The following is a 22,521-nucleotide window of genomic DNA, read 5'->3' as shown; positions in this document are numbered from 1 at the left end:
TCCCCATGGAAATGCGGCCAACGTGACCGCTGTCGAAGCTCGTTCCGTCTCCCGGCAGCTGCGATACGAGCTTCAGACTCGCAGCGCCGTATTCCTCTTCAACTTAACTGCGCGGCAAATCTTTGACGGAGAAGCCGCGCACGAAGCGCATTATCGGGAAAATTGTGTCTTCCGATCCATCCGGAAGGCTTTGCGTCCAAATCGCCTGAAAGGCAAGGCTTATTTGGTGATTTCGGAGAGCGTTTCGGCCCCGTGGTCGGCGGCCAGCTTCCGCATCTCGGCAACGCGGCGTTGATACTCCGCCTCGGAGATTGTGCCCGCCTGGCGCTTGGCACCAAGGGCGCTCAGCTGATGCTGCAACTCGGCCGCCTGTTCGTCGTTCATCTGAACGTTGGCGGCCGTCAGCGGCGCACCGAACGACGGGTAGCCGTCGGGGCTCTTGGTCAGGCCGCCTTCAACGGGTTCGCCCTTGGAAGCGGGCATCACGACTGCAGTCGGTGCTGCCATACGCTGGGCGAAGGCCTTTTTCTCCTCGGCGGTCTTGTTGCATCCGGCAAGCGCGAAGGCCATGGCCGCGGCCGCCGCGCAGATTGCTGCGGTGCGGGTGAAGGTCACGAAATGCCCAATGCCTGTCGTCGTCATGCCTGATGATCCAATCCTGCCTGCTTCGACTGTTAAATTCGTCGCAGCGACAAAGCAATAGCATGAGAGCGGGCGGGCGGAACTTGTTTTCTTCAACGCAGCAGATGTACAACGGACAAACAATGGATGCTGCCGCCGGAGGAAGTGCGTGACCGACAGCAAGCGGGAGAATGGTGCCAAGCTGGATTTCGACGCCAAGGATCTCGATCCCTATATGCTGAAGGATCCCGAGGCCATGGCGCTCAATTTCGCCCGTGCGCTCGAAAACCTCGGCAAGGCAGCTTCGGCATGGCTCGGCCCACGCGAGCGCGGCGAAATCACCGACACGGCCGTAGAACCCGTCACCGATATGGTGAAAACGCTCTCCAGGGTGACGGAATACTGGATCGCCGATCCACGCCGCACTTTCGAGGCGCAGACACAGCTGATGACCTCCTTCTTCGGCATCTGGATGCGCTCGATGCAGCGCATGCAGGGCGAGACGGTCGAACAGGAGGTCGAGCGCAAGGACAAGCGCTTCGCCGACGAGGACTGGCAGAAGAACCCCTTCTTCGAATTCTTGAAACAGGTCTATTTCGTCACTGCCGACTGGGCCGAAAAGCTGGTTGCGGAGACCGAGGGGCTCGACGAGCACACCAAGCACAAGGCCGGCTTCTACGTGAAGCAGATTACGGCGGCGCTCTCGCCCACAAATTTCGTGGTCACCAATCCCCAGGTCTATCGCGAGACGATAGCGACCAGCGGTGAAAACCTCGTCCGCGGCATGAAGATGCTGACCGAGGATATTATCGCCGGTCGCGGCGAGCTGCGGCTGCGTCAGACCGACATGACCAAATTTGCCGTTGGCCGCGATATGGCGCTGACGCCAGGCAAGGTGATCGCCCAGAACGAGATCTGCCAGATCATCCAGTACGAGCCATCGACGGAGACCGTGCTGAAGCGGCCGCTGCTGATTTGCCCGCCATGGATCAACAAGTTCTATATTCTCGACCTCAACCCGCAGAAATCCTTCATCAAATGGTGCGTGGACCAGGGACATACGGTTTTCGTGATCTCCTGGGTCAATCCGGATAGCCGCCATGCACTGAAGGATTGGACCGCTTATGCGCGGGAGGGGGTCGATTTCGCGCTGGAAACGATCGAAAAGGCGACCGGTGAAAAGGAAGTCAACGCCATCGGCTATTGCGTCGGGGGCACGCTCCTTGCCGCAACCCTCGCCCTGCACGCCAGGGAGAAGAACAAGCGCATCAAGAGCGCAACGCTCTTCACCACCCAGGTCGATTTCACCCATGCCGGCGACCTGAAGGTTTTCGTCGACGAGGAGCAACTTCAGGCGCTGGAAGCGCACATGCAGGAGCTCGGCTATCTCGATGGTTCACGCATGTCGACCGCCTTCAACATGCTCAGGGCGGGCGAGCTCATCTGGCCCTATTTCGTCAACAACTACCTGAAGGGCCAGGAGCCCCTGCCCTTCGACCTCTTGTTCTGGAATGCCGATTCGACTCGCATGGCGGCGGCGAACCATGCCTTCTACCTGCGCAACTGCTATCTGCGGAATGCGCTGACCAAGGACGAGATGATCCTCGACGGCAAGACCTTATCGCTGAAGGACATCAAGATCCCGATCTATAATCTTGCGACGCGCGAGGATCATATCGCGCCGGCAAAGTCTGTCTTCGTCGGCAGCCAGTACTTCGGTGGCAAGGTGCAGTTCGTCGTCGCAGGCTCCGGCCATATTGCCGGCGTCGTCAACCCGCCAGACAAGCACAAGTATCAGTTCTGGACGGGCGGCCCGGCCAAAGGCGATTATGACGCATGGCTCACCAAGGCGAAGGAGACGGCAGGCTCCTGGTGGCCGCACTGGCACGGATGGATCGAATCGCAAGCCGGCGAGCATGTGGCTGCCCGCAAGGTCGGAGGAGCAGCGCTCAATGCGATCGAGGAAGCTCCCGGAAGCTATGTGATGGCGCGCAGCTGAACGCGGAAAAATTTCCCGTCGCCGGCTTGCCTTCAGCGGGCTACGGCAAGTCTTTGAAAAAGAGCTTCTTCTAAAATATTGCGTCTGTTTTCGCGACAATCGAAGCAGAGCGCTTCGCCTGTAAACCAATTGGAAACCATAGTTCGTCATCCTTAAGAAACGGTCGCATGTCGCGAACAGGCCCAAATTCGGCCTTTTTGGGCAGTTAGCGGCTCCGGCAAAAATCAGTAAGCCAGTGCTGCCGGCCTGCGTAGCGCGTTTTGGAAGACGAGTAGAGTATGGCGTTTGCGGTAGGGACGTTCAATAACGTCGCCCCTTTTGGCGGATCCCCTGTTCGTTCAGGCAGATCTCGCGGTTTTCTAACCGGCATCGCAATCGCCGGATTTTTGACCTCCACGTGGCTTATCGGCACTGTCGCGACGATGCAATCGGTGTCGATGCCGTTCTCCACACAAAAGGAGATTTCCCCGGTTGCCACCGCGTTAAGGGCGACACGGGTTGCCGTCACGCATGAGCGTCTCATCCATGTGAACAAGGCTTCACGGCTTGCGGCATTCGACGCAAAGCCGGTAGTGCCTCTGACGGCGCAGTTGATCCAGTCGCATGCGCAAAGCACATCGGCTGCCTCGAATGCAAAGCTGGCGCTGGCCAAGACCAATGGCGTTGCCGTTGCCGTCGCGGAACTTCAGCCGGTAGCCGCCTCCGGGAATTCGCGCTTCAGCAAGGACGATACAATCAAGACGCCCGATGCGACCGTGGAAAACCGCTTCATTGGCGGCTGGCGCAGGTGATGCCGACCGGATCATCATTCCGTCGAAGGAAGCCGTGGCTGCGGCCGAAATGCCCGCAATGGTCGCCCTTGCCGACGCGGGTCCGCGTGTCATGCCTGTTCCGGTTGATCCGCAGCAGCTTAGCCGCGCAGTTGCTCCTGCCGCCGACAAGCCGGCGGAAATCGAAGTTGCCGAAGCGGACGGTGCACCGCCTTTCGATCTGGTTCTTGCCCCCGATGAGGATTCTGTCCCGCTGCCGATGGCGCGGCCCGACGGTCTTGTCGGCAAGCCGGCTCCTGCTTCCAAGGGCTCTCAGCGCTCTGCCGAGCCCGTGCTTGCCTATGCCAAGCCGAACTCACCAATCGAAGATGACGATGACGATGCGGTGCCGCGCTATGACAAGCCGGTCTTTACGCCGCGCGTGCGTGCCGGTGTTGCGATCTACGACATCGAAAACGCGACTGTCTACCTTCCGAACGGCGAGCGGCTGGAGGCCCATTCCGGTCTGGGCAAGATGCGCGACAACCCGCGCTACACTAATCAGAAAATGCGCGGACCGACGCCGCCACATACCTATAATCTGACGATGCGCGAATCCCTGTTCCATGGCGTGGCCGCCATTCGCCTGACGCCAGTGCAGGGTTCGGACGCAATCTTCAACCGCGTCGGCCTTCTGGCCCACACCTACATGCTCGGCAAGAACGGCGATTCCAACGGCTGCGTTTCCTTCAAGGATTACAAGCGCTTCCTGGCCGCCTACAGGCGCGGTGACATCCGGCAGCTCGTCGTCGTGCCACGGATGAACAACAAGCCGGCTTCGACACTCGCGTCGCTCTTCTCTTCGCGGACCTAAAGCTTAGCCGCGAGGAAATCCGCCAGGGAACGGCTCTCCGCAGACAGACGGAGCCGTCCTTTGACCAGGGCGAGTTCGGACGCCGGCTGCGGATCGAAGCCATCCGCGGCTCCAAGCTCACGATGCTCCGGCAGGACTGCATCCGACGGCAGCAGGCTGATGCCGAGGCCGGAAGCCACAGCAGCCTGCACACCCATCAATCCCTGGCTCGTATAGGCGATACGCCAGCGCCGCCCGCTGCGCTCGATGAAACGGATTGCTCTTTCGCGGTAGATGCAGCCGACAGGAAAGACGGCAAGCGGTACCGTCTCGTCCCGCACCGGCCGATGCATGCTTTCAACCCAGACCAATTCCTCCGTCCAGCTTGCCAGCGCGCTACCATCGCCCGGTTCACGCTTGATGAGCGCAAGATCGATTTCACCTGCCTCCAGAAGACGGCGAAGCTCGACGCTCCAGCCGCTCACCGTATCGAGCCTTATATGCGGAGAAGCCGCTGAAAAGCCCGAGAGGAGATCGATGAGCCTGCGGCCGGCAAAATCCTCGGGAACGCCGAGCCTGACGGCCTTGGGTGCGGCGGGCTTGCGCATAAGCTCCATCGCCTCTTCGGCTGTCGCCAGCAGGCGTCGAGCATAACTCAAGAGAAGCTCCCCTTCTTCGGTCGTCTGAATGCCACCCGTCGACTTGTCGCGCAGAAGAAGGGTGTGGCCGATATTGGCCTCCAGCTTCCGGACCTGCTGGCTGACGGTGGACTGAGTGAGATGAATGCGCTCGGCCGCCCGTGTGAAACCACCGGCGTCGACGACAGCCGCAAAAGTTCGGAGAAGATCGAGATCGAAGGGGAAGCTCATTCGATTTTCCACTGCCGGTTATTAGGACATTTAATTTCTCAATGAGCTGCTTTCTTGTCAATATGAGGAAAAGCATGGAGACCACCGATGACACTTCCCGGAAACCGGCCGAGCTGGCTGACCTTCGATTGCTATGGCACGCTGATTCAATGGGATGAAGGCCTGCTTGCCGCCATGAATGAGATCCTGTCGGCAAAGGGCGGCGATATCGACCAGCCAGCCTTTATCGCCGTCTATGACCGTTACGAACATGAACTCGAAGAGCAAAGGCCGCACCGATCCTTCAAACAGGTCACCGCGCTCGCGCTCGAACTGGCGATGAAGGAATTCGGCCTGCCCTTCGATGGCGCCGATGCCGACTTGTTGACTTCGTCAATCGGCCGGATGCCACCTTTCCCCGAAGTCGTTGCGACGCTCGGCAAGCTGAAAGCCGCCGGCTTCAGGCTTGCCATTATCTCCAATACCGACGACGCGATCATCGCCGGCAATGTCGCGCAGCTTGGCGGTTTCATCGACCGGGTGATCACCGCCGAGCAGGCGGAAGCCTACAAGCCGTCGCCGAAAATCTTCCGGCATGCATGGAAAACGCTCGGCATCGATATGAATGATCTCGTGCATATCTGCGCAAGCCCGCATCTTGACCTTGTCGCGGCGCGCGAACTCGGTTTTCGTGCAATCTGGGTGGATCGCGGCACCGGGCGCAAACCCCTCAGCGACTACCGCCCCAGCGAGATCGTGCCGACGCTCGACAAGGTGCCTGCCATCTTTGCAGCGAAGGGCTGGATGTAATTGACGCGACTGGAGACGAGACATGGCTCATGAATTGAACCTCGCGAAAGGGCAGCCGGCAATATTGCGCAACCTGCCGCTCGATACTGACGAGATCTGGCAGGCGCGCGTTGATCTGGCGGCGTGCCTCAGAATGGCGGCTCGGCTTGGGCTCGAGGAAGGCATTTGCAACCATTTCTCGGCCGTCGTACCCGGTCATCCCGATTTTTTCCTCGTCAACAGGCTCGGCTGGGCCTTTCAGGAAGCGACCGCCTCGTCACTGCTCATCTGCGATTTCGAAGGCAATGTCGTTGTCGGCGATGGCGTGCCCGAGGCAACCGCCTTTTTCATCCATGCCCGGCTGCACAGGATGTCGCCGCGCGTCGGAGCCGCCTTCCACACGCATATGCCGAATGCAACCGCACTCAGCATGGTCGAGGGCGATCCTTTCGTCTGGGCCGGTCAGACGGCACTGAAATTTTACGGCCGCGTTGCCGTCGACGAGAATTATAACGGGCTGGCCCTGGACGAACGCGAGGGTGACAGGATTGCCGCCGTGCTCGGCGACAAGGACATTCTATTCATGAAGAACCATGGCGTGATGGTCTGCGCGCCCAATATCGCCGAAGCCTGGGACGATCTCTATTATCTGGAGCGGGCAGCCGAGGTTCAGCTCAAGGCGATGAGCACCGGTCGGCGGCTCATCCCGGTTTCGACAGACATCGCCGAGCAGGCTGCCCGACAGATGCGCGAAGGCGATCCGGAAAGTGCACGGCTGCATCTCGAAAGCGTCAGGCGCGTTCTCGACCGCCAAGCGCCGGAATACCGGAACTAAGCGCCGTTACTTCAGCCAGGCGCCGATGCGTTCTATCGCCTCGGCGATTTCAGCCTGCGAGCCGGCATAGGACATGCGCAGCGTGCGCGGTCCTTCGACCGGGTCGAAATCGAGGCCGGGCGTGGCAGCGACATTGATCTCGGCCAGCATGCGACGGGCGAAATCCATGCTGTCATTGGTGAAGCGCGAGACATCGACATAGGCGTAGAAAGCGCCGTCCATCGGGGAGGCCGGCGCTAAGCCGATCTTCGGCAGCCGGTCGAGCAGCAGTTCGCGGTTTGCCGCGTAGCTTGCCTTGACGCAATCCAATTCTTCGTTGGCGCCAAGAGCAGCAGTAGCAGCGATCTGGGAAAGTTCCGGCGGCGAGATATAGAGGCTCTGGGCCACGCGTTCGATCGGACGCACCAGCCGCTCGGGCAGCACCATCCAGCCAATACGCCAGCCGGTCATGCAATAATATTTGGAGAAGGAATTGATGACGATTGCCTCGTCCGTCAGTTCCAGCGCGCTCGTCTCTTCTCCTGCAAAGGTCAGGCCGTGATAGATTTCGTCGGAGATGAAGGCGATGTCATTGGCATCGCAATAGGCGGCAAGCGCCTTCAGGCCTTCGCGGCCGGTCACAGTGCCGGTTGGATTAGCAGGACTTGCCAACAGCACGCCCTTCAGTTTCACGCCCTTTTCCAGCTGGATCGCTTCGAGGCTTTCGGGCGTCAGCGTGAAATGCGTGTCCGCCGTGACCGGCACTTCGACAACGTCGAGGCCGAGAGCGCCGAGGATGTTGCGGTAGGCCGGGTAGCCTGGCCGGGCGATTGCGACCGTGTCGCCGGCATCAAAGAGCGACAGGAAGGCGAGATTGAAGGCGGCCGATGAGCCGGTCGTGACGGCAATGCGGGCGGGATCGATCTCCAGGCCATGGCGGTTGCGATAATGCGAGGCGAGCCCCTGCTTCAACCGCGCCGTGCCAAGCGCATCCGTATAGCCGATGCGCCCTTCGGCAAGTGCCGCGCGGGAAGCATCGAGTGCGGCCTTGGGCGCCGGATGGGAGGGCTGGCCGACGGCCATGGAAATGACGGGGTGGCCGCTCGCACGTCGTTTCGTCGCTTCGGCGAGAACATCCATTGCATGGAACGGTTCGACTTCGCTGCGTTTCGAGATGGAAAACACGATCACTTCCTGCCTGGCTTCAGATGACGGCCAGACAATTGCCGCAATAATCGGCTCATCACAATCCCGCGAGGGCTTGGATCGGAGGAAAATTCCTGTTTGATGGCGGCCCGACGCGCCGTAATTTGATGCGGACGCATCCAAGCCCATTAACCCGGCAATGGTAATTTCGCTTCGAAAACCCATCAGCCGACGACGAGGATACCATGGCCTTCTTCTCCAAAACGCTCACCGCACTGGCGCTTGCAGCCTCCATCGCCCTTCCGGCTCAGGCATTTGCATTCGACGACCAGCAGAAGAAGGAACTCGGCGAATTCATCAAGCAGTATCTGATCGAAAATCCTGAGATCATGCTCGACGTGCAGGATGCGCTGCAGAAGAAGCAGCAGATGGCCCAGCAGGTGAAGGCCACCATGGCCATCGAGAACAATACCGACGGCATCTTCGATTCCAAGAATGACGTAACACTCGGCAACCCGAAGGGCGATGTCACCGTCGTCGAGTTCTTCGACTACAACTGTACCTATTGCCGCCACGCCCTGCCCGACATGCAGGCGCTCCTGAAGAAGGACAAGAATGTCCGTTTCGTGCTGAAGGAATTCCCGATCCTGGGGCCGGATTCGGTTGCCGCGCACCGCGTTGCGGATGCCTTCCGCCGGATTGCGCCGGAAAAGTACAGCGATTTCCACGTCGCTCTGCTCGGCAGTGACGGCCGCGCCTCCGAGGACACTGCAATCCAGGTCGCCTCTTCCCTTGGTGTCAGCGAAGACAAGATCCGCGCGGAGATGAAAAAAAGCCCGAACGACGATATCGTGCAGGCGACCTATCAGCTCGCCGCCAATCTCGGCATCAGCGGTACGCCGTCCTATGTGATCGGCAATGAAATGGTGCCCGGCGCCGTCGGCATCGACGATCTTGAGGCCAAGGTGAAGAACATGCGGGCCTGCGGCAAGACGAGCTGCTGACGCACCGCCCATCAAATCGCCTAAATCGAAGTGCTTCAGCCATGTGGACAAACATGGCGCGGCGCCCCCTGCCGATTCCGTAAGGGCTTTCAATAAGTCCGCGTGGAGTCTATAGGTGGCGCTCGCGCATTCCCGTGCCTTTGTCACCGAGAGGCTGGCATCGGACGCGAGGAATACACTGAACCGCGTACGGTTGCTTGATCCACCGAGGTCCAGAGCCGGTGCGCCAAACGGAACATTCGATGACGAAAACGATTTTTGTCCTGAACGGGCCCAACCTGAATATGCTGGGCAAGCGAGAACCTGGCATCTATGGTGGCAAGACTCTCAAGGACATCGAGGCGGACTGCAAGGCTGCGGGCCGCGAACTCGGGTTCGACATCGACTTCCGTCAAAGCAATCACGAAGGCATGCTGGTGGACTGGTTCCACGAGGCGGATGAAAAGGCCGCCGGCGTCGCCATCAATGCAGGCGCCTATACGCATACGTCGGTCGCGCTGCACGATGCGATCCGTGCCATTTCCATTCCCGTCATCGAGCTCCACATATCCAACGTGCATGCACGGGAAGAATTCCGCCACAAGTCGATGATCGCGCCTGCATGCAAGGGCGTGATCTGCGGCTTCGGGCCTCACAGCTACATCCTGGCGCTGCACGCGCTGAAGAACATCACGGCATAAGAAGAAGACAGGGCTACACTCATGGCTGAAAAGAAATCCGGTATCGATCAGGCGCTGATCCGCGATCTCGCAAACATCCTCAAGGACACGGATCTGACCGAGATCGAAGTCGAGCAGGAAGATCTGCGTATCCGCGTTTCGCGCGCAGGCACGCCCCAGTATATCCAGGCGCCGATCGGCGCTCCCGCCTATGCGGCGCCAGCTGCTGCAGCCCCGGTCGCGGCTGCCGCAGTTGCGGCTCCGGCGGCAGTCGGACGTAACCCGGCCAATACCGTCAACGCGCCGATGGTCGGCACGGTCTACATGGCTCCGGCCCCGGGCGCGCGCGCGTTCATCGAACTCGGCGCCACCGTCAAGGAAGGCCAGACGCTGCTCATTATCGAAGCGATGAAGACGATGAACCAGATCCCTTCGCCCAAGTCCGGCAAGGTCACGGAGATCCTCGTCGAAGACGGTTCGCCCGTCGAATACGGCCAGCCACTCGTCGTCATCGAATAAGGCTTTGCCAATGATCTCGAAGATCCTCATAGCCAATCGCGGCGAGATCGCCCTTCGCGTGCTGCGCGCCTGCAAGGAACTCGGCATTGCAAGCGTTGCCGTGCATTCGACGGCAGACGCCGACGCCATGCATGTTCGCCTCGCTGACGAGAGTGTGTGCATCGGCCCGCCGCCGTCGCGTGAGAGCTATCTCAACATCCATCAGATCGTCGCGGCCTGCGAGATCACTGGCGCTGACGCCGTGCATCCAGGCTATGGCTTCCTGTCGGAAAACGCCAAATTCGCCGATATCCTCGAAGCCCACGGCATCACCTTCATCGGCCCGACGGCGGAGCATATCCGCATCATGGGCGACAAGATCACCGCCAAGACGACGGCGCAGGAGCTCGGCATTCCCGTCGTTCCCGGTTCCGACGGCGAGGTTAAGACCGAAGAGGATGCGCTGAAGACGGCTGCCTATATCGGCTATCCGGTGCTGATCAAGGCAACGGCCGGCGGTGGCGGACGCGGCATGAAGGTTGCCAAGACCGAAGCCGATCTGATCGAGGCCTGGTCGACGGCCCGCACCGAGGCCGCCGCTGCCTTCGGCAACGACGCCGTCTACATGGAAAAGTACCTCGAAAAGCCGCGCCATATCGAAATCCAGGTATTCGGCGATGGCGAGGGCAATGCGGTCCATCTCGGCGAACGCGACTGCTCGCTGCAGCGTCGCCACCAGAAGGTCTGGGAAGAAGCCAACTCTCCGGCGCTCAACGTCGAACAGCGCATGAAGATCGGCCAGGTCTGCGCCGACGCGATGAAGAAGCTGAAATACCGTGGCGCCGGCACGATCGAGTTCCTCTACGAAAATGGCGAGTTCTATTTCATCGAAATGAACACCCGCCTGCAGGTGGAGCATCCGGTCACCGAAGCCATCACCGGCATCGACCTCGTGCATGAGCAGATCCGCGTCGCCTCCGGCGGCGGTCTGTCGGTCACGCAGGACGAGGTGCATTTCCAGGGTCATGCCATCGAATGCCGCATCAACGCGGAGGACGCGCGCACCTTCGTGCCCTCCCCCGGCACGATCACGCATTTCCATGCACCGGGTGGTCTTGGCGTGCGCATCGATTCCGGCGCCTATCAGGGCTACAAGATCCCGCCTTACTACGACAGCCTGATCGGCAAGCTGATTGTCCATGGCCGGACGCGTGTCGAATGCATGATGCGCCTGCGCCGTGCGCTCGATGAATTTGTCGTTGACGGCATCAAGACAACGCTGCCACTGTTCCAGGATCTCGTTTCCAACCAGGATATCGCCAATGGCGACTATGATATCCATTGGCTGGAAAAGTATCTCGCCAACAGCAAGCCGGCAGCATAGGACAGAATGGCAGGAGCGCGCAGGAAATCGCCAGGTATTACCCCGGAGATCCTCCTGCGCGCCTATTCGATCGGCCTCTTCCCCATGGCCGAATCTGCCGATGATCCGGAGATCTTCTGGGTCGAACCTGATGTCCGCGGCGTCCTGCCGCTCGACGACCGTTTCCACGTTTCCAAAAGTCTTCGAAAGACGATCCGGCAAAAGCCCTTCGAGATCCGCTTCAACAGCGCCTTCGATGCCGTGATGACCGCTTGCGCGCAAGAGACGACCGATCGTCCGAGCACCTGGATCAACGAGACGATCCGAACGCTCTATTCCGCCCTGCACGGCATGGGCCATGCCCATTCCGTAGAAGCCTGGGATGGCGATGAACTCGTCGGAGGTCTCTATGGCGTATCGCTCGGTTCCGCCTTCTTCGGGGAAAGCATGTTCTCGCGGCGCACCGATGCTTCGAAGATCTGTCTCGTACATCTGGTGGAACGTTTGCGGCAGAAACACTTCACGCTGCTCGATACTCAGTTCACCACAGAGCATCTGAAGACGTTCGGGGCGCTCGACGTGCCAAAGGCGGATTATGCGCTGCTGCTCGCCGATGCGATGGAATCACCACATCTGCTGTTTTAAGGTTGAAATTTTCATCCCTGCGTTGATTTTTTGACCGATTCAATTAAGGTCGAAATACAACGGAGGATGGAATTTTGAAGCGATATATTGCGGCTGCAATCCTGCTCGCGCTCGCTGCCGGAGCAGCAGATGCGCGCCCCTATCAGGAAATGTTTTCGAACAGGACTGACTTCTCCGATGAAGAGAAGTCGCTTCTGGAGAAGCTCGATTTCCAGCAAGGGGCAATCAAGCTGCCGACTGCGAAGGCGACGTTGAACGTACCTGAAGGGTTTTATTTTCTAAGCCCCGAAGATACGAAAACCGTGCTTGTCGACATCTGGGGAAACCCTCCGGGAGCAGCGGCTGACGCACTGGGCATGCTATTTCCTGCGCAATACTCCCCGACTGATGCCGGGTCATGGGGTTCGGTCGTCGAATACAGCGCGGATGGCTATGTATCGGACGCCGACGCAGCGACGATCGACTATGATGACCTGCTGCAGAACATCAAGGACTCCATTTCGGAGAGCAATACCGAGCGACAGAAGCAGGGCTTTCCGACTGTGACACTCGTCGGCTGGGCTTCTGCCCCGCATTATGATCAATCCGCACACGCCCTGCACTGGGCGCGCGACCTGCTGTTCAACGAGAATGGAAACACGCAGCATACACTGAACTATTCCGTGCGCACGCTAGGCCGTGAGGGGGTCTTTCAATTCGACTTCGTTGCCGGTCTCGAGCAGCTGAAGGAAATCGAGACCGCCGTCCCGACCGTGACCAAGCTGGTACAGTTCGACAAGGGAATGGCCTACGGCGATCACGTGGATGGCGACAAGATCGCTGCCTATGGGATGGCAGGCATGATCGCTGCAGGTGCTGGCGCCAAGGTTGCCGCCAAGATCGGGCTGCTGGCTATCGCCGCCGCCGTGCTGAAGAAGGCTTGGATCCTCGTCTTCGTGGTATTTGGCGGGGCGTTCAGCTTTGTGAAGAAGCTCTTCACGGGCAACAAAACGCCAAACGCATAGCGACCAGCATCAACAGGCGTGTCGCATCGAACCGATTGTATGCGACACGCATCCGGCGCCGCCATCGTCTTGCTGTAGATCGTATCTCGCAGCCGAAAGTCTGGCCGATCAGGTGCACGCTTTTACTTAGCGCCGGCGCTGTCCGGTGGCGGGACGTCGGAGTTCTGCTTGCAGTCCTTCAGCCAGACGTCATAGATCGGATGCTCGACGGCATTGAGGCCCGGGCTGTCGGCAAACATCCAGCCGGTGAAGATGCGGCGGATCTTGCGATCCAGTGTGATCTCGTCAACTTCGACGAAACCATCGATCTTCTGGGCTTCCGACTGGTCGCGCGAATAGCAGGCCTTCGGCGTCACCTGCAGGGCACCGAACTGGACCGTTTCGTTGACATAGACGTCAAACGTGGTGATGCGACCGGTGATCTTGTCGAGGCCGGAGAAGACAGCGACTGGATTGTCGATGCGGGCGGCCTGTGCCTGATTGGAAAGAAGCCCGGCGGAGAGCGCCAACAGCGATACAGCTCCCGCAGCCGGCAGGACCATGTTTCGCAGGGAAAGCTTCATACTACCCGTCTCCAGCACGTATCAGGTTCATGGCCGCAGCGATTGCGGCCAACCTGCGGGTAAAGGTCAATTGTGGCCAAAGCGCGGGGTGAAACCCGCCATCGGATGCCTTGATCTCAGTTACCGGGCGTCCAGGCGTCGTAGTCACCCGTCACGCGCGGACGCTCACCAGCAACGGACAGCGAGCCTGGCGGACGATAGGCCTGCGGCGAACCGGTCGGGTTGGCGCGATGCGGTTTCTGCCATTCCTTGGCGACGTAGGTTTCCTTGGACGGAGGAACATCAGTGCGGTGATGCATCCAGCCGTGCCAGCCCGGAGGAATGGCGGAGGCTTCGGCGTAACCGCTGTAGATCACCCAGCGCTTCGGCAGACCGTAGGAGGAAAGACCGCCTTCGTAATAGACATTGCCCAACTCGTCTTCACCAACCCGCTTGAAGCCACGAAGGGCAAACAGCGTGCCGAAGGTGTAATTGTTCCACCAGGTGAAGGTGTGCAGCAGGAACTTGATCATGTCTTTTCCTCGTGGCCGCAGGACGCGGACGAAAGCAGATAGGCTTTTTCGCTTATGCCGCCGCCAAGCCCAATTGTCCAGTGATTCCGACCGAAAACGCGGTCATTTCAGAGCCATCTTGAAACCGAGATGCGACGGCTTGAAGCCCAGCCTTTCATAGAAACGATGGGCATCCTTGCGCACCGCATTCGATGTCAGCTGGACGAGCCTGACACCGCGACTTTTCGCCTCGGCAACGGCAAATTCGATCATCCGCGCACCGATCCCCTGCCCGCGCAAATCGGCGCGCGTCTGCACCGCTTCGACAATCATGGCAGATGCGCCGCGTGCGTTAAGCGAGGTGGTGATCATCGTCTGGAAGGTGCCGACGACTTCAGCGTCCCATTCGGCAACATAAAGCGTCTGGGTGGAGGATGCCGCAATCGTCGCAAAGGCCCGGACGTAATCGGGATAGGCCTCAGGATCAATCGTGTCACCATGGCCGCCAAGCGGATCGGCGGCAAACATGGCGATCAATACCGGCAGATCGGCTTCACGTGCTTCGCGGATGATAATCTCGCCGGATGCCATCAGTGGAACTCGAGCGCTTTCTCGAAAACCAGCGTGGGAATGCCGGACTGGCCGGGGCCGGTATTCTCGTTGCGGCCAGCTTCGACAAAGCCGAGCCGGGCATAGAAATGGATGGCTTCGTGGTTCTGAACCTCGACCTCCAGCCGCATGATCTCCGCGTCCGGGAAGCAGGTTTCGAGCTCCGCGAAGATATCGCGGCCGATGCCTTGGCGCTGCAGATCCGGCTTCACGTAGAGAAGGTGCAGCATCACGGTTTTCGTCATCTCGGACGACATCGCTGCGTAACCCATGCCGCCAATATTCCTGCCATCATCGGCCACGAGGAATTCGGCGTTCTTTTTCGTCAGCCGCGCCTTCAGCGCGGTCGGCGAAAAGAGGTTGGTGATCAGCTCATCGACCTTTGTGACGCCGTGACTGGCGTCATAGGCACTATGGAAGCTCTCGACCAGAAGGGCGCGAACCTTCTCCAGATCGCGCTCGCCAGCCGTTCGGACAAAATAGACCAAGACCTTCTCCTTGCGGCATCGGTCTTCCGAAAACCGCTTCTGACCGTTCAGCCTGCAGCACCGGTCCGAAAATCGGAAACGATTCTCGGAAGACCTATGCGTAGCTTCAAAGAATTAGAGCGTCCTTTGTGCGTCCGAATGGACGCACAACGCTCCAGCCTTCGGCTTATTCTTCCTCGATACCAAGCTTGGCCTTGACGAGGGCCTGAACGGCCTGCGGATTGGCCTTGCCGCCGGTCGACTTCATGACCTGACCGACGAACCAGCCGGCAAGCGTCGGCTTTGCCTTGACCTTGGCGACCTGGTCCGGGTTGGCGGCGATAATCTCGTCGACAGCCTTCTCGATGGCGCCGGTATCCGTCACCTGCTTCAGGCCGCGGCTTTCGACGATCTCGGCGGGGTCGCCACCTTCGTTGAGGATGATTTCGAAAACATCCTTGGCGATCTTGCCGGAAATGGTCTCTGCCTTGATGAGGTCGATGATGCCGCCGAGCTGTGCCGGAGAGACCGGCGTTTCCTCGATATCCTTGCCGGTGCGGTTCAGGGCACCGAGCAGATCGTTGATGACCCAGTTGGCGGCCGCCTTGCCGTCACGGCCTTCGGCAACGGCCTCGAAATAGTCGGCAATCGCCTTTTCCGAGACAAGCACGGAGGCATCGTAGATAGAGAGACCCAGCTCGCGGACGAAACGCTCCTTCTTGTCGTCGGGCAGTTCCGGCAGATGCTGGGCAAGCTCGCGGACGAAGGCGTCGTCGAATTCGAGCGGCAGCAGATCCGGATCGGGGAAGTAGCGATAGTCATGCGCATCTTCCTTGGTGCGCATCGACCGCGTCTCGCCCTTGTTCGGGTCGAACAGGCGGGTTTCCTGATCGATCGAACCGCCATCTTCCAGGATGCCGATCTGGCGGCGGGCTTCGTATTCGATCGCCTGGCCGATGAAGCGGATGGAGTTGACGTTCTTGATTTCGCAGCGCGTGCCAAAGGCTTCGCCCGGGCGGCGCACGGAGACGTTGACGTCTGCGCGCATGGAGCCTTCATCCATATTGCCGTCGCAGGTGCCGAGGTAGCGCACGATCGAGCGCAGCTTCGTCATGTAGGCCTTGGCCTCATCCGACGTGCGCATGTCCGGCTTGGAGACGATTTCCATCAACGCCACGCCGGAACGGTTCAGATCGACATAAGACATCGTCGGATGCTGGTCGTGCATCGACTTGCCGGCATCCTGCTCCAGGTGCAGGCGCTCGATGCCGATCTCGATATCCTCGAACTGGCCCTGACGATCGGGGCCGAGCGAGATAACGATCTTGCCCTCGCCGACAATCGGATCCTTGAACTGCGAGATCTGGTAGCCCTGCGGCAGGTCCGGATAAAAGTAGTTCTTGCGGTCGAAGATAGAGCGCTTATTGATCTGAGCCTTCAGGCCAAGACCGGTGCGCACCGCCTGCTTGACGCATTCCTCGTTGATGACGGGCAGCATGCCGGGCATGGCGGCATCGACGAGCGAGACGTTCGAATTCTGCGGCTTGCCGAATTCCGTCGACGCACCGGAAAAAAGCTTGGAGTTGGAGAGCACCTGAGCATGGACTTCCATGCCGATGATGACTTCCCAATCGCCAGTGGCGCCGGGGATATAACGTTTCGGATCAGGCGTGCGAACGTCGACAAGGGTCATTGGATGCTCTTTAAAGGCTGTTCTTTTCATCTGGTGAGGTAAAGGAAATGGCCTGCCGGTGCAAGGCTTTCAGTGCCTCGACAAGGGTCTAGAAACCGGGACCGTAACCTTCCGGCTCCTGCGGGCCGAGATGTTTGCTGAGACCGACGGAGGGCACGTCGCGGTCGAGCTTCGGATTATAGGCGACAGAAAGCCAGTGGATGGCGTAGCCATGCTTCTGGAAGAAGGAGATCGCCTCGGTATTTCCCGAATGGGTCTGCATCGCCGCCTCCTCGAAGCCCTGCTCGAAAATGTCGGCTTCGATATGTTCGAGAAGTGCCGTGCCCAACCCCTGGCGGTTGAAGCTCGGATCGATCCAGAAGTCGGAAATGGTCTCGTCCAGCCCCTCGCGCGCCGCCCAGCCGGCAACCTGCCCGTTCTGCTCGACGACCGTAATGGTGAGCCAGTTATTGTCCACGAAAGTCCGGAAGGCGTTGCGGGCGCCATCCGTCATTGCGTCCGATTCGCCGATCAATGCCATCGCTCTTTGCCAGGCTCTCAAGCCGATTTCGCTCAAGAGTTCCGTTTCGCCTTCGCGGGCATTGCGAATGTGGATCAATGGCACCTCCGCGCTAGAGTACGAAGTAGACCATTGAGTCGGGCAATTTTCCAGTGCCTCCAATGAGATAAACAGCCAAACCGGGTTTATCCGCCACTTTCTGCAGGTTGCCTTCGCTTGACCAAATTGTGGTTATTGATAGAAAGCACGTCAGGGTATTTCCGCTTTTCTGCGAAACACGGAAATGCCCTATCTCTTTCCACACGCAATTCCGGACGCAAACCGCTGAACGCTTTTGCTGGAATTGCCTAAGAGGTGTTTATGTCTAACCTGTCTGAGACCCGGTAAAGGCCCTGCCCGCAAGCACAGCCTCGCGCGCATGGGCCCGAAAAACGAAGCCGCGGCGTATCGGATAAGCCCGAGCGCCAGATCGTTTTCATGCGCCTTCATGAAGGCGCGTTTCCGGATCAACAGCAATGGACATCTCGCGCACAGAACAGCGCATCCTGCACCTTATGGCCCAAGGCGGCCGCATCGAAATTACCCGCAATGACAACAGAAAGATCGAAACGGTGAGTTGCTTCACCCGCGACGGCTGGGTCTATCCTGGCTTCGGCATGGAGCTTTTCCGCAAACTGAAGCGGCTGAAGGCAATCAAGTCTTCAGCCGGTCAGCCATACCGGATCACCGAACGGGGGCTGAAGCTCGTCAGGGCACAGGTCGATAACAGATAGGACTGACAAAAGCCGGGCCGCGCGACGAGGTCTTCGCGCGGCCAGGACGGTTTCAAAGCTTTTCCGAAAGCTCTGCGCGCGTCGCCGTCCACTCGTCGGCGATCGTGCCGGCGCCGATCACCTTGCCGGCACGGCGATACCAGTAGCCTGCATTCCAGTCGTCACCTTCGACACGGTGACAAAGTGCATGCCCCCAGTCGAAGGGCTGTTCGCCCTCGTGGTTCTGGCAGATCTCATGAACTGCCTCCCACTCCGGCCCCATTTTGAAGCCTTTGGCAGCGAGGCGATCAAAGGCCTCGATCAACCGCGTAAGATCCTGTTTCGGCATGAGGCCCTCCCTGCAGAGTCGTCCCTCTATAGCAGGCGCCGCCTCAAAAACCGAGACGGCGCCTGCTTTTCCTCAATCGCGGAGATTGATGATGTCGTTCATCAATCCGCCCGTACCGTTGTGGACGGTTAGGTGACCAACCTTGCCGGCAATGGTTTCCAGGACTTCAAGCTCCTTCAGACACAGCATGACCGGGTTTTCAGCCATGACCTTCGCCGGTCCGACTCAACTGATCCTCAAATGCATCGGCAAAAGAGAAACGCCGACCATCTTGTGGCCGGCGTCTGCATTCTTTCGGATCGTTGGGCCATCACCACCATTTGGCGGCAGTGAACTTGCCTGCGGCCTGCTCGATGACATGAGCGGTCTTGAAGAGGGTTTCCTCGTCGAAGGCCTTGCCGATGAGCTGCAGGCCGAGCGGCAGGCCCTTGTGATCGAGGCCGGCGGGAACGGCGATGCCCGGCAGACCGGCCATGTTGACCGTCACCGTGAAGATGTCGTTGAGGTACATCTTGACCGGATCGGATGCGAGGTCCTCGTCGGCAACGCCGAAGGCCGATGACGGGGTTGCGGGCGTCAGAATGGCATCGACGCCGGCATCGAAGGCAAGTTCGAAATCGCGCTTGATCAGCGTGCGGACCTTCTGGGCGCGCAGGTAATAGGCGTCGTAGTAACCGGCCGACAGAACATAGGTGCCGATCATGATGCGGCGCTTGACTTCCTGGCCGAAGCCGGCAGCGCGCGTCTTCTCGTACATATCGACGATATCCTTGCCGTCGACCCGCAACCCGTAGCGCACGCCGTCATAACGGGCGAGGTTCGAAGAGGCTTCGGCGGGAGCCACGATATAATAGGCCGGAAGAGCGTATTTCGTGTGCGGCAGAGAGATGTTGACGATCTCGGCACCGGCATCCTTCAGCCAGGCGATACCCTGCTGCCAGATGGATTCGATCTCTTCCGGCATGCCGTCGACGCGGTATTCGTTCGGAATACCGATCTTCATGCCCTTCAGCGACTGGCCGATGGCGGCTTCGTAATCCGGAACCGGCAGGTCGACGGAGGTCGTGTCCTTGGCATCGACGCTCGCCATCGACTTCAACAGGATTGCGGCATCGCGCACGTCTCGGGCGATCGGGCCGGCCTGATCGAGCGAGGACGCGAAGGCAACCGTGCCCCAGCGCGAGCAGCGGCCATAGGTCGGCTTGATGCCGACGGTGCCTGTGAAGGCAGCCGGCTGACGGATCGAGCCGCCTGTGTCGGTTGCAGTGGCGCCTGCGCAAAGATGGGCGGCAACGGCTGCAGCCGAACCACCGGAAGAGCCGCCCGGAACGAGCTGCTGATTGGAGCCGGCGGCGCGCCAGGGGTTGATGACCGCGCCATAGTGCGAGGTTTCGTTGGAAGAGCCCATCGCGAACTCGTCCATGTTCAGCTTGCCGAGCATGACCGCACCGTCATCCCAGAGGTTCCTGGTCACGGTCGATTCATAACGGGGCTCGAAACCGTCGAGAATGTGGCTGCAAGCCTGGGTATGCACACCGACGGTGGCGAACAGGTCCTTGATGCCGAGCGGGATACCTTCGAGATCGCCTGCCTTGCCGGCGGCGATCCGCTCGTCGGAATTCTTCGCCATAAGACGGGCGAGATCCGGCGTGACCTTGATGTAAGCGTTAAGATGGCCATTGGCCGCATCGATCGCCGAGATATAGGCCTCGGTAAGTTCGGTCGCGGTGATTTCCTTGGCGCGCAGCTTGCGGCGGGCTTCGGCAATGGTCAGGCTGGTGAGTTCGCTCATCGTGTTTTCGCTTCAGATCTAAAAATGGCAACAGGGTCGGAAAGAGGCGGATAAAGCGCCTTATTCGACGACTTTCGGCACCAGGAAGAAATTGTGGTCGGTGATCGGCGCATTGGCAACGACGTCCTCAGCCTTGTTGCCGTCGTTGACGACATCCGTGCGCTTCTTCATGTCCATCGGCGTTACCGATGTCATGGCCTCGACGCCGTCGACATTGACTTCGGAGAGCTGCTCGACAAAGCCGAGGATACCATTCAATTCGCCGACCATGCGATTTGCCTCTTCTTCCGAGACGGCAATACGGGCAAGGCGCGCAACGCGCTTAACGGTGGCGAGGTCAACGGACATGGCATTCTCCGGATAGGAATTTTCCTATCGCTATAAAGACCATGTCCGTCCTGTGCAACGGGTTTGCCTTTTGGGCAATGCAGAATTCCTGCCCTCAAACACCGCGGGATTTGAGGGCTAGCGCGTCAGAGCGACAGGCTTTCGCCGGGCTTCGGCGCCTTCACTTGCGTCTTGGAGGCTTCCATGCCGGCGATGAATTTTTCCGGCGTCTGGTCGATGATCGGGAAGGTGCCGTAGTGGCAGGGAATAGCCGTCTTGAAGTTGAAGTAGCGCTGGCAGGCAAGAGCGGCCACCGCGCCGCCCATGGTGAAGCGATCTCCGATCGGCACAATACCGATATCGGGCTGATGCAGTTCGTTGATCAGCGCCATATCCGAAAAAATGTCCGTGTCGCCCATGTGGAGGAGGCTCGGCTCATCGTCGAAATGCAGCATGAGGCCGTTCGCGTTGCCGAGCGAATGGGAAACGCCGTCTTCCGTCATCTGGGCCGAAGAATGCAGCGCGTTGGTGAAGGTGGCGGTGAAGCTGCCGAGCGAAACCGTGCCACCGGTATTGCCCATTTCGAGCTTTTCAACGCCCTTGGCCCCGAGCCATGAAGCAAGATCGGCATTGGCGAGAACGACGGCGCCCGTTTCCTTGGCGATCGCTACGGTATCACCGACATGGTCGCCGTGGCCGTGGGTCAGCAGGATATGGGTAATGCCGTTGGTCACATTCTTGATATCCTGGCCCTCGAAGGACGAATTATAGCTCAGGAAGGGATCGATCAGGATTTTGGCGGCTTTCGTCTCGATACGGAAAGCGGAATGGCCGAGCCAGATGATCTTCATGAAAAGTCTCCTTAATCACATGTTACAAAAGCGATTTCCGGGACCAGAATGGTTTAACGTGGTTCCGGTTCGGAAAACCGTTTCGCACTTTTTCTGGAATTGCTCTAAGGACATAGCCGATATGGCCGCAAAGAAAAGCGGCGGGAACTTCAACTTCTCTTGACAGGATGACATGGCAATGACGGTGCTGACGATCGAGGAACTGGCCGGAATACTCGCCCCTGGGCAGGCGATCGCCGGCCTCGATCTCGGCACCAAGACGATCGGCCTTGCCATGTCCGATCTCGGACGCCGCTTTGCGACGCCGCGTCCCGTCCTCAGGCGCGAGAAGTTCTCCATCGATGCCGAGGTCTTGCTGGGTTTTGCTGCAAAGGAAAAGGTCACAGCCTTTGTCATCGGCCTGCCGATGAACATGGACGGATCAGCGGGGCCGCGCGTGCAGGCGACGCGGGCCTTCGTGCGCAACATGGAGCAGAAGACCGCCACACCCTTCGTTTACTGGGATGAGCGACTATCGACGGTGGCGGCAGAACGGGCCTTGCTGGAAATGGATGTTTCGCGGGCAAAACGGGCCGAACGGATCGATTCGGCCGCCGCAAGCTTCATCCTTCAGGGCGCGCTCGACAGGCTTTCCTTGCTAGCGAGATCGGCTGACGACACAGAGGCGTGACGCGCCTTCCACCAGGCGGAGATCTGGCCGCGCTTGCGGAAACCCATGATGGCAAAAACGACGAGGCTGTCGACGGCGATGGCGCGGGCGACGAGCGGCGGGATTTCCTGCGGCGGCAGGCCGAGCGCCTTGCCGTAGATCTGGAAGGTCAGGTCATGGACCTGCCGCGTCAGCATGAAGATGCCGAAGTTCAGATCATAGTAGGAAAGCCAGTACCATCCCGCCAGGAAGACGATCGGACCGGCCCAGAAGATCAGAAACCACTTCATGCGGCCTCTCCTTCGTGCTTGCGCAGGACCGGCATATCAAGAGACACGAGCCAGACCGACGACGCCATGACGCAGAGTACGAGCGTGGGCACGGCGATATCCAGCGCCAGTACGGCGAAAAACATCATCGCCGCGACAAGCAACGCGGTTCTGGCTGCTCTGGTTCCCATCACTGAACTCGGGTCCACATTCGTTAC

At 59.5% G+C, this 22,521-nt stretch carries 26 protein-coding genes and 1 pseudogene; 12 read left to right on the top strand and 15 right to left on the bottom strand.

What is annotated here, in order from left to right; genetic code table 11:
- Window positions 1–219 precede the first annotated feature (219 nt).
- The gene (locus LVY75_18080; protein XAZ25079.1) at window positions 220–642 is read right to left on the bottom strand and encodes a hypothetical protein; all 423 of its coding nucleotides are present in this window, start codon (window positions 640–642) and stop codon (window positions 220–222) included.
- 148 nt (window positions 643–790) lie between these two features.
- On the opposite strand from LVY75_18080, the gene phaC reads away from it, so the two are divergent.
- Window positions 791–2,620 carry a class I poly(R)-hydroxyalkanoic acid synthase gene (phaC, locus tag LVY75_18075; protein XAZ25078.1) on the top strand — a complete coding sequence of 610 codons (1,830 nt, stop codon included), beginning with the start codon at window positions 791–793 and terminating at the stop codon, window positions 2,618–2,620.
- A gap of 278 nt (window positions 2,621–2,898) precedes the next feature.
- A pseudogene (locus LVY75_18070) lies at window positions 2,899–4,243 on the top strand (DUF2778 domain-containing protein).
- On the opposite strand, the gene LVY75_18065 reads toward LVY75_18070, so the two are convergent.
- Window positions 4,240–5,091 (bottom strand): LysR substrate-binding domain-containing protein, encoded by an 852-nt coding sequence (locus LVY75_18065; protein XAZ25077.1) that lies wholly within the window; start codon window positions 5,089–5,091, stop codon window positions 4,240–4,242. The pseudogene LVY75_18070 and the gene LVY75_18065 sit on opposite strands and share 4 nt — an antisense overlap.
- Window positions 5,092–5,178: 87 nt before the next feature.
- Between LVY75_18065 and LVY75_18060 the strand changes: the two genes are divergently transcribed.
- Window positions 5,179–5,880 (top strand): haloacid dehalogenase type II, encoded by a 702-nt coding sequence (locus tag LVY75_18060; GenBank protein ID XAZ25076.1) that lies wholly within the window; start codon window positions 5,179–5,181, stop codon window positions 5,878–5,880.
- A gap of 22 nt (window positions 5,881–5,902) precedes the next feature.
- Window positions 5,903–6,694 carry an aldolase gene (locus tag LVY75_18055; GenBank protein XAZ25075.1) on the top strand — a complete coding sequence of 264 codons (792 nt, stop codon included), beginning with the start codon at window positions 5,903–5,905 and terminating at the stop codon, window positions 6,692–6,694.
- Window positions 6,695–6,700: 6 nt separating this feature from the next.
- On the opposite strand, the gene LVY75_18050 is transcribed toward LVY75_18055, so the two are convergent.
- Window positions 6,701–7,858 (bottom strand): aminotransferase class I/II-fold pyridoxal phosphate-dependent enzyme, encoded by a 1,158-nt coding sequence (locus LVY75_18050; GenBank protein XAZ25074.1) that lies wholly within the window; start codon window positions 7,856–7,858, stop codon window positions 6,701–6,703.
- Between the two features lie 206 nt (window positions 7,859–8,064).
- Here LVY75_18050 and LVY75_18045 point away from each other — a divergent pair, with 206 nt between their 5' ends.
- The 6 genes from LVY75_18045 (at window position 8,065) to LVY75_18020 (ending at window position 12,992) form a co-directional block, all read left to right on the top strand.
- Window positions 8,065–8,823 (top strand): DsbA family protein, encoded by a 759-nt coding sequence (locus LVY75_18045; protein XAZ25073.1) that lies wholly within the window; start codon window positions 8,065–8,067, stop codon window positions 8,821–8,823.
- 242 nt (window positions 8,824–9,065) lie between these two features.
- The gene (gene aroQ, locus LVY75_18040) at window positions 9,066–9,503 is read left to right on the top strand and encodes a type II 3-dehydroquinate dehydratase (GenBank protein ID XAZ25072.1); all 438 of its coding nucleotides are present in this window, start codon (window positions 9,066–9,068) and stop codon (window positions 9,501–9,503) included.
- Between the two features lie 21 nt (window positions 9,504–9,524).
- Window positions 9,525–10,001 carry an acetyl-CoA carboxylase biotin carboxyl carrier protein gene (gene accB / locus LVY75_18035; protein XAZ25071.1) on the top strand — a complete coding sequence of 159 codons (477 nt, stop codon included), beginning with the start codon at window positions 9,525–9,527 and terminating at the stop codon, window positions 9,999–10,001.
- A 10-nt stretch (window positions 10,002–10,011) separates the two neighbouring features.
- The gene (accC, locus tag LVY75_18030) at window positions 10,012–11,364 is read left to right on the top strand and encodes an acetyl-CoA carboxylase biotin carboxylase subunit (protein XAZ25070.1); all 1,353 of its coding nucleotides are present in this window, start codon (window positions 10,012–10,014) and stop codon (window positions 11,362–11,364) included.
- A 6-nt stretch (window positions 11,365–11,370) separates the two neighbouring features.
- Entirely contained in the window at window positions 11,371–11,988 is a 618-nt protein-coding gene (gene aat / locus LVY75_18025; GenBank protein ID XAZ25069.1) for a leucyl/phenylalanyl-tRNA--protein transferase, read from the top strand.
- 74 nt (window positions 11,989–12,062) lie between these two features.
- Window positions 12,063–12,992: a DUF2167 domain-containing protein gene (locus tag LVY75_18020; protein ID XAZ25068.1), complete on the top strand. Its 930-nt coding sequence runs from the start codon at window positions 12,063–12,065 to the stop codon at window positions 12,990–12,992.
- A gap of 122 nt (window positions 12,993–13,114) precedes the next feature.
- On the opposite strand, the gene LVY75_18015 is transcribed toward LVY75_18020, so the two are convergent.
- The 6 genes from LVY75_18015 to LVY75_17990 form a co-directional block, all read right to left on the bottom strand.
- Window positions 13,115–13,555 carry a DUF2155 domain-containing protein gene (locus LVY75_18015; GenBank protein ID XAZ25067.1) on the bottom strand — a complete coding sequence of 147 codons (441 nt, stop codon included), beginning with the start codon at window positions 13,553–13,555 and terminating at the stop codon, window positions 13,115–13,117.
- Window positions 13,556–13,671: 116 nt separating this feature from the next.
- A complete protein-coding gene (locus LVY75_18010; GenBank protein XAZ25066.1) occupies window positions 13,672–14,067 on the bottom strand; it encodes an NADH:ubiquinone oxidoreductase subunit NDUFA12 in 396 nt (131 codons plus the stop codon).
- A gap of 102 nt (window positions 14,068–14,169) precedes the next feature.
- A complete protein-coding gene (locus LVY75_18005; protein ID XAZ25065.1) occupies window positions 14,170–14,637 on the bottom strand; it encodes a GNAT family N-acetyltransferase in 468 nt (155 codons plus the stop codon).
- Window positions 14,637–15,143: a GNAT family N-acetyltransferase gene (locus LVY75_18000; protein XAZ25064.1), complete on the bottom strand. Its 507-nt coding sequence runs from the start codon at window positions 15,141–15,143 to the stop codon at window positions 14,637–14,639. Before LVY75_18000 ends, LVY75_18005 begins: the two co-directional genes overlap by 1 nt.
- Window positions 15,144–15,309: 166 nt before the next feature.
- Window positions 15,310–16,815: an Asp-tRNA(Asn)/Glu-tRNA(Gln) amidotransferase subunit GatB gene (gene gatB, locus LVY75_17995; GenBank protein ID XAZ25063.1), complete on the bottom strand. Its 1,506-nt coding sequence runs from the start codon at window positions 16,813–16,815 to the stop codon at window positions 15,310–15,312.
- A gap of 88 nt (window positions 16,816–16,903) precedes the next feature.
- On the bottom strand, window positions 16,904–17,413 hold the full coding sequence (locus LVY75_17990) for a GNAT family N-acetyltransferase (protein ID XAZ25062.1): 510 nt from the start codon (window positions 17,411–17,413) through the stop codon (window positions 16,904–16,906).
- Window positions 17,414–17,829: 416 nt separating this feature from the next.
- On the opposite strand from LVY75_17990, the gene LVY75_17985 reads away from it, so the two are divergent.
- Window positions 17,830–18,087, top strand: a complete 258-nt coding sequence (locus tag LVY75_17985) for a YjhX family toxin (GenBank protein ID XAZ25061.1) — start codon at window positions 17,830–17,832, stop codon at window positions 18,085–18,087.
- 52 nt (window positions 18,088–18,139) lie between these two features.
- Here the strand turns inward: LVY75_17985 and LVY75_17980 are convergent, their stop codons facing one another.
- The 4 genes from LVY75_17980 to LVY75_17965 all read right to left on the bottom strand — a co-directional run bounded on the left by LVY75_17980 (window position 18,140) and on the right by LVY75_17965 (window position 21,385).
- Window positions 18,140–18,415, bottom strand: coding sequence for a hypothetical protein (locus LVY75_17980; GenBank protein ID XAZ25060.1), 276 nt, complete (start codon window positions 18,413–18,415; stop codon window positions 18,140–18,142).
- Window positions 18,416–18,725: 310 nt separating this feature from the next.
- Window positions 18,726–20,207 carry an Asp-tRNA(Asn)/Glu-tRNA(Gln) amidotransferase subunit GatA gene (gatA, locus tag LVY75_17975; GenBank protein ID XAZ25059.1) on the bottom strand — a complete coding sequence of 494 codons (1,482 nt, stop codon included), beginning with the start codon at window positions 20,205–20,207 and terminating at the stop codon, window positions 18,726–18,728.
- A gap of 60 nt (window positions 20,208–20,267) precedes the next feature.
- Window positions 20,268–20,555 (bottom strand): Asp-tRNA(Asn)/Glu-tRNA(Gln) amidotransferase subunit GatC, encoded by a 288-nt coding sequence (gatC, locus tag LVY75_17970; protein XAZ25058.1) that lies wholly within the window; start codon window positions 20,553–20,555, stop codon window positions 20,268–20,270.
- A gap of 125 nt (window positions 20,556–20,680) precedes the next feature.
- Window positions 20,681–21,385: a metal-dependent hydrolase gene (locus LVY75_17965; protein XAZ25057.1), complete on the bottom strand. Its 705-nt coding sequence runs from the start codon at window positions 21,383–21,385 to the stop codon at window positions 20,681–20,683.
- A gap of 178 nt (window positions 21,386–21,563) precedes the next feature.
- On the opposite strand from LVY75_17965, the gene ruvX reads away from it, so the two are divergent.
- A complete protein-coding gene (ruvX, locus tag LVY75_17960; GenBank protein XAZ25749.1) occupies window positions 21,564–22,055 on the top strand; it encodes a Holliday junction resolvase RuvX in 492 nt (163 codons plus the stop codon).
- Here ruvX and LVY75_17955 read toward each other — a convergent pair.
- Both LVY75_17955 and LVY75_17950 read right to left on the bottom strand, forming a co-directional pair.
- A complete protein-coding gene (locus LVY75_17955) occupies window positions 21,995–22,324 on the bottom strand; it encodes a DUF6105 family protein (protein XAZ25056.1) in 330 nt (109 codons plus the stop codon). The two genes, ruvX and LVY75_17955, sit on opposite strands and share 61 nt — an antisense overlap.
- Window positions 22,321–22,494 (bottom strand): hypothetical protein, encoded by a 174-nt coding sequence (locus LVY75_17950; protein XAZ25055.1) that lies wholly within the window; start codon window positions 22,492–22,494, stop codon window positions 22,321–22,323. Before LVY75_17950 ends, LVY75_17955 begins: the two co-directional genes overlap by 4 nt.
- Window positions 22,495–22,521: the final 27 nt, after the last annotated feature.

Source organism: Sinorhizobium sp. B11 (genome assembly GCA_039725955.1).
Classification (GTDB): domain Bacteria; phylum Pseudomonadota; class Alphaproteobacteria; order Rhizobiales; family Rhizobiaceae; genus Rhizobium.
Note: the sequence above shows the minus strand (reverse complement) of the source record. Positions and strands in the feature narration are given on the sequence as shown.

Bases quoted from the DNA above. Each gene is read 5' to 3' on its own strand.
- gatA (XAZ25059.1), bottom strand. From the start codon at position 20,207: ATGAGCGAACTCACCAGCCTGACCATTGCCGAAGCCCGCCGCAAGCTG.
- LVY75_17980 (XAZ25060.1), bottom strand. From the start codon at position 18,415: ATGCCGAAACAGGATCTTACGCGGTTGATCGAGGCCTTTGATCGCCTC.
- ruvX (XAZ25749.1), top strand. From the start codon at position 21,564: ATGACGGTGCTGACGATCGAGGAACTGGCCGGAATACTCGCCCCTGGG.
- aat (XAZ25069.1), top strand. From the start codon at position 11,371: ATGGCAGGAGCGCGCAGGAAATCGCCAGGTATTACCCCGGAGATCCTC.
- LVY75_18080 (XAZ25079.1), bottom strand. From the start codon at position 642: ATGACGACGACAGGCATTGGGCATTTCGTGACCTTCACCCGCACCGCA.
- gatB (XAZ25063.1), bottom strand. From the start codon at position 16,815: ATGACCCTTGTCGACGTTCGCACGCCTGATCCGAAACGTTATATCCCC.
- LVY75_18065 (XAZ25077.1), bottom strand. From the start codon at position 5,091: ATGAGCTTCCCCTTCGATCTCGATCTTCTCCGAACTTTTGCGGCTGTC.
- LVY75_17985 (XAZ25061.1), top strand. From the start codon at position 17,830: ATGGACATCTCGCGCACAGAACAGCGCATCCTGCACCTTATGGCCCAA.
- accB (XAZ25071.1), top strand. From the start codon at position 9,525: ATGGCTGAAAAGAAATCCGGTATCGATCAGGCGCTGATCCGCGATCTC.
- LVY75_17965 (XAZ25057.1), bottom strand. From the start codon at position 21,385: ATGAAGATCATCTGGCTCGGCCATTCCGCTTTCCGTATCGAGACGAAA.
- LVY75_17955 (XAZ25056.1), bottom strand. From the start codon at position 22,324: ATGAAGTGGTTTCTGATCTTCTGGGCCGGTCCGATCGTCTTCCTGGCG.
- LVY75_18045 (XAZ25073.1), top strand. From the start codon at position 8,065: ATGGCCTTCTTCTCCAAAACGCTCACCGCACTGGCGCTTGCAGCCTCC.
- LVY75_17950 (XAZ25055.1), bottom strand. From the start codon at position 22,494: ATGGGAACCAGAGCAGCCAGAACCGCGTTGCTTGTCGCGGCGATGATG.
- aroQ (XAZ25072.1), top strand. From the start codon at position 9,066: ATGACGAAAACGATTTTTGTCCTGAACGGGCCCAACCTGAATATGCTG.
- LVY75_18010 (XAZ25066.1), bottom strand. From the start codon at position 14,067: ATGATCAAGTTCCTGCTGCACACCTTCACCTGGTGGAACAATTACACC.
- accC (XAZ25070.1), top strand. From the start codon at position 10,012: ATGATCTCGAAGATCCTCATAGCCAATCGCGGCGAGATCGCCCTTCGC.
- LVY75_18055 (XAZ25075.1), top strand. From the start codon at position 5,903: ATGGCTCATGAATTGAACCTCGCGAAAGGGCAGCCGGCAATATTGCGC.
- LVY75_18060 (XAZ25076.1), top strand. From the start codon at position 5,179: ATGACACTTCCCGGAAACCGGCCGAGCTGGCTGACCTTCGATTGCTAT.
- LVY75_18015 (XAZ25067.1), bottom strand. From the start codon at position 13,555: ATGAAGCTTTCCCTGCGAAACATGGTCCTGCCGGCTGCGGGAGCTGTA.
- LVY75_18005 (XAZ25065.1), bottom strand. From the start codon at position 14,637: ATGGCATCCGGCGAGATTATCATCCGCGAAGCACGTGAAGCCGATCTG.
- gatC (XAZ25058.1), bottom strand. From the start codon at position 20,555: ATGTCCGTTGACCTCGCCACCGTTAAGCGCGTTGCGCGCCTTGCCCGT.